General features: G+C 68.8%; 4 protein-coding genes and 1 pseudogene. All 5 read right to left on the bottom strand.

What is annotated here, in order from left to right; all coding sequences use genetic code 11:
• Nucleotides 1-545 (bottom strand): annotated as a pseudogene (locus tag K0M70_RS14560) (HPr kinase/phosphorylase); the annotation flags it as partial.
• Between the two features lies 1 nt (nucleotide 546).
• Nucleotides 547-1,020 (bottom strand): PTS sugar transporter subunit IIA, encoded by a 474-nt coding sequence (locus tag K0M70_RS14555; protein WP_290783161.1) that lies wholly within the window; start codon nucleotides 1,018-1,020, stop codon nucleotides 547-549.
• Between the two features lie 7 nt (nucleotides 1,021-1,027).
• Complete coding sequence (gene raiA, locus K0M70_RS14550) at nucleotides 1,028-1,354, bottom strand: ribosome-associated translation inhibitor RaiA (protein WP_290783159.1); 327 nt, start codon at nucleotides 1,352-1,354, stop codon at nucleotides 1,028-1,030.
• 126 nt (nucleotides 1,355-1,480) lie between these two features.
• Nucleotides 1,481-2,932, bottom strand: coding sequence for an RNA polymerase factor sigma-54 (locus K0M70_RS14545; RefSeq protein ID WP_290783157.1), 1,452 nt, complete (start codon nucleotides 2,930-2,932; stop codon nucleotides 1,481-1,483).
• Nucleotides 2,933-2,960: 28 nt separating this feature from the next.
• Entirely contained in the window at nucleotides 2,961-3,680 is a 720-nt protein-coding gene (lptB, locus tag K0M70_RS14540; RefSeq protein WP_290783163.1) for an LPS export ABC transporter ATP-binding protein, read from the bottom strand.
• Nucleotides 3,681-3,783 lie beyond the last annotated feature (103 nt).

Below are 3,783 nucleotides of genomic sequence, written 5' to 3'. Positions count from 1 at the left end.
TCGGCCACCAGGCGGTGGCCGCGGCTCACCAGTTCGATGGCCAGTTCGCTCTTGCCCGCGCCCGAGTCACCGGTGATCAGCACGCCGATGGAATAGATTTCCATGAACACGCCGTGCATCGTGATGCGCGGCGCCAGCGCGCGCGCCACGTGGTACTGCAGCAGGTTGAGCAGTTCGTAGCCGCGGCGCGGCGACACCCACAGCGGCGTGTCGGATTCCTCGGCCAGCTCCCGCAGGTCGGTGGGGCAGGACTGGTCCTGGGTGATCACCATCGCCAGCGGGCGCGAGTCCATTATTTTCTGCAGCACTTCCCAGCGCTGGCGGGCGTCCAGCCCGTCCAGCCAGGCCAGCTCGGCCGAGCCGATGATCTGCACCTTGTTGGGGTGGATGACGTTGAGGTAGCCCGCCAGCGACGGCCGGCGCGACAGGTGTTCGCCGCGCTCGATGACCCGTTCACCGCCGCGCTGCCCTCCTACCAGCCAGCGCAGCGCCAGGCGCTCGCGCAGCTCCTCGAACAGGTCGCGCGCGAGCAGGCGGTCGGCCATCTCAGGTGACCGCCGGGTGCTCGGACTGCCATTCGGACAGCAGCGCGTAAAGCGCCGCCGAATCACCCGCCTGCCGCAGGCGGTCGCGGAACCCGGCGTCGCCGAACATCTCGGCCAGGTTCGCCAGCAGCAACAGGTGCTGCTGGGCGTAATGCTCGGGCACCACCAGCGCGAACACGATGTCCACGGGCATGCCGTCGGGCGCATTGAAGTCCACCGGCTCGGATAGCCTCATGAACACGCCGGTGGCGCTGGTGAGGCGGCTGCTGCGCCCGTGCGGAATCGCAACGCCGTGGCCCAGGCCGGTGCTGCCCAGGCGCTCACGCCCGCACAGGCTGTCGTAGATGCCGCGTTCGTTGTCGCCGTCGGCACCGGCGGCCAGGAGCGTTGCCAGCTGTTCAAGCAGGCGCTTCTTGCCGCTGGTGACGACGTTGGCTTTTACGCGTGCGGGCGTGAGCAGGTCCAGCAAATGCATGGCAGTGTCAGCCGAAGCTGTCCGAACGAGTGGGGGATGCACCGCGGTGATGGTCGGTCATCTTTTCTTTCTGCTTGAGCACCAGGCGGTCGAGCTTGTCGGCCAGCAGGTCGATGGCGGCATACATGTCGGGGGCCACCGATTCGGCGTGCAGTGTCTTGCCCGGGGTGGACAGCGTGGCTTCTGCCTTCCGCTCCAGCTTATCCACCGACAGGGTGACGCGGGCGTCAAGCGGGTGGTCGAAGTGGCGAGCGACGCGCGCAAACTTGTCCTGCACGTAGTCGCGCAGCGGTGGGGTGATTTCCATTTGGTGCCCGTTGATGTCGATCCGCATGGTCACGATCCTCCTGGATGGGTCACGCACACAACAAGACACGGCCGCCGGTTCGAGGCCGTGTCGTAAAAGCCGGATTCACAGGGCGTCCCGGCGATGGAACGGGCAGGCGGAGGGGCGCGGGCATCATGCCAGTCGCTGCCGTTCGTTGGACGCGGAAATATTCATTGCTTCGCGGTATTTTGCCACGGTTCGCCGGGCCACGGGGATGCCTTCGCCCTTCAGTATCTCGGCCAGGCGCTGGTCGGAAAGCGGGGCGCGGGGATTCTCGCCGTCAATCAGCTTGCGGAGCATGGCCTGGATGGCTGTCGCGGACGCCGCGCCGCCGTGTTCGGTGGCAATGCCCGAGCTGAAGAAGTGCTTGAACTCGAACGTGCCGCGGGGCGTGCGCAGGTACTTGCGCGTGGTCGCGCGGGAGATGGTGGATTCGTGCAGGTCCAGTTCTTCCGCCACCTCGCGCAGGGTCAGCGGGCGCATGGCCTCCAGGCCGTGGTCGAGGAAGCCACTTTGCTGGCGGACGATGGACTTGGACACGCGCAGCAGCGTGTCGGCGCGGGTTTCCAGGCTTTTGATCAGCCAGCGGGCCTCCTGCAGCTGGCCGCGCAGGTAGCTGTCGTCCTCGCGGCTGGCCTTGCCGATCAGGCTTTCGTAGTGCCGGTTGATGCCGAGCCGGGGCTGGCTGCCGGCCGCCAGCACCACCTTCCACACGCCGCCCTGGCGGTAGGCGATGGCGTCGGGGGCGATGTATTCGGCTTCGCCCGCGCTCACCTGGGCGCCGGGCTTGGGGTCCAGCGACTTGAGCAGGGCCACGGCCTGGTCCATGTGCTCGCCCGGCACGCCCAGCTGGGCCGCCAGCTTGGGCGGACCCTGCCTGGCCAGCACGTCCAGATGATTGCGGCAGACCTCCCGGGCCAGCGCGACGCCGGGCGTGTCTTCGCTGATCAGGCTCAGCTGCACGCACAGGCACTCGGAAAGGCTGCGGGCGCCGCTTCCCACCGGATCGAAGTGCTGGATGATGTGGAGCACGGTCTCAATCTCGCCCGGCTCGGCCACCACTTCCGGCGCCAGCGCCGCCTGGATGTCCTGCAGCGGGCCTTCCAGGTAGCCGTCGTCGTTGATGGCTTCCACCACCGCTTCGCCGATGGCCAGGTCGCGCGGGCTGAGGTGGCTCAGCCGGAGCTGCCAGAGCAGGTGGGCGTGAAGGTCCACCGGCGCGGCCGCCGTGAACTCGTCGCTGTCCTCGTCGCCATTGCCCCGGCGCTCGTAGCCGCCGGCGCTGGACTCGTTCCAGTCAGGGCTTTCGCCGGGGTCGTAGTCGCCGCTGTCGGGGTGGTCGGAAGCTTCTTCGCCCGGGGTGGCCTCCGGGGCCTTGTCGCCTTCGCTGGTGGCCGAGTACACGTCGTCCACCGCTTCTTCTTCGGCGTCTTCTTCGCGCTCCAGCTGCGGGTTGGCGTCCTTGGCCTGGTTGAGCTCGGCCTCCAGCTCCAGCGCCGAAAGCTGCAGCAGGCGGATCGCCTGGCGCAGCTGGGGCGTCAGGGAAAGCTGCTGGCCTAGCCGGGTTTGTAAGGTGGGCTTCATCTCGATCCGCGGGGCGGCGCTTGCCGGGCTACAGGCGGAAGGAGTCGCCCAGGTAGACGCGACGCACTTCCGGATTGGCCAGCACCGCGTCGGGGGTCCCCTGCGCCAGCACCGTACCTGCGTTGAGGATATACGCGCGGTCGCAGATTCCCAAGGTTTCGCGCACGTTGTGGTCGGTGATCAGCACGCCGATGCCGCGATCCTTCAAATGGCGGACGATTTTCTGGATCTCACCGACCGAAATCGGGTCCACGCCGGCGAAGGGTTCGTCGAGCAGCATGAAGCGCGGGTTGGCCGCCAGCGCGCGCGCGATTTCCACCCGGCGACGCTCGCCGCCCGACAGGCTGGCGCCGGCCTGGCCGGCCACGTGGCCCACCTGCAGCTCCTCGAGCAGCGCCGACAGTTCGCGGGCGCGGCCGGCGGCGTCCAGGTCAGGCCTCAGCTCCAGCACGGCCGCCACGTTGTTGGCGACGCTGAGCGTGCGGAACACTGACGCTTCCTGCGGCAGGTAGCCGATGCCGCGCTGCGCGCGTTCGTGCATCGGCAGGCCGGTGATGTCCTTGCCGTCGAGCAGGATCTGGCCTTTGTCGGCCGCCACCAGGCCCACGATCATGTAGAAGCAGGTGGTCTTGCCCGCGCCGTTGGGGCCCAGCAGGCCCACCACTTCGCCCGGACGCAGGCTCAGGCCGAAATCGGTGACGACTTCCCGCGACTTGTAGCGCTTGGCCAGCCCCGCCGCGGTCAGCATCAGTTCGCCGGCTCCGGCGCCGGCGCCGGGGGGGGGGGGGGGGGGGGGGCCGGGGCTGGGGGCCAGGGCCGGGTGCGGCTGGGCACGGTGTGGGCGTGGCCCC

This window comes from Arenimonas sp., assembly GCF_019459675.1.
Classification (GTDB): Bacteria; Pseudomonadota; Gammaproteobacteria; order Xanthomonadales; family Xanthomonadaceae; genus Arenimonas.
This window is presented reverse-complemented; position numbering and strand designations above follow the sequence as displayed.

Bases quoted from the DNA above. Each gene is read 5' to 3' on its own strand.
- K0M70_RS14555 (WP_290783161.1), bottom strand. From the start codon at position 1,020: ATGCATTTGCTGGACCTGCTCACGCCCGCACGCGTAAAAGCCAACGTC.
- raiA (WP_290783159.1), bottom strand. From the start codon at position 1,354: ATGCGGATCGACATCAACGGGCACCAAATGGAAATCACCCCACCGCTG.
- K0M70_RS14545 (WP_290783157.1), bottom strand. From the start codon at position 2,932: ATGAAGCCCACCTTACAAACCCGGCTAGGCCAGCAGCTTTCCCTGACG.
- lptB (WP_290783163.1), bottom strand. From the start codon at position 3,680: ATGCTGACCGCGGCGGGGCTGGCCAAGCGCTACAAGTCGCGGGAAGTC.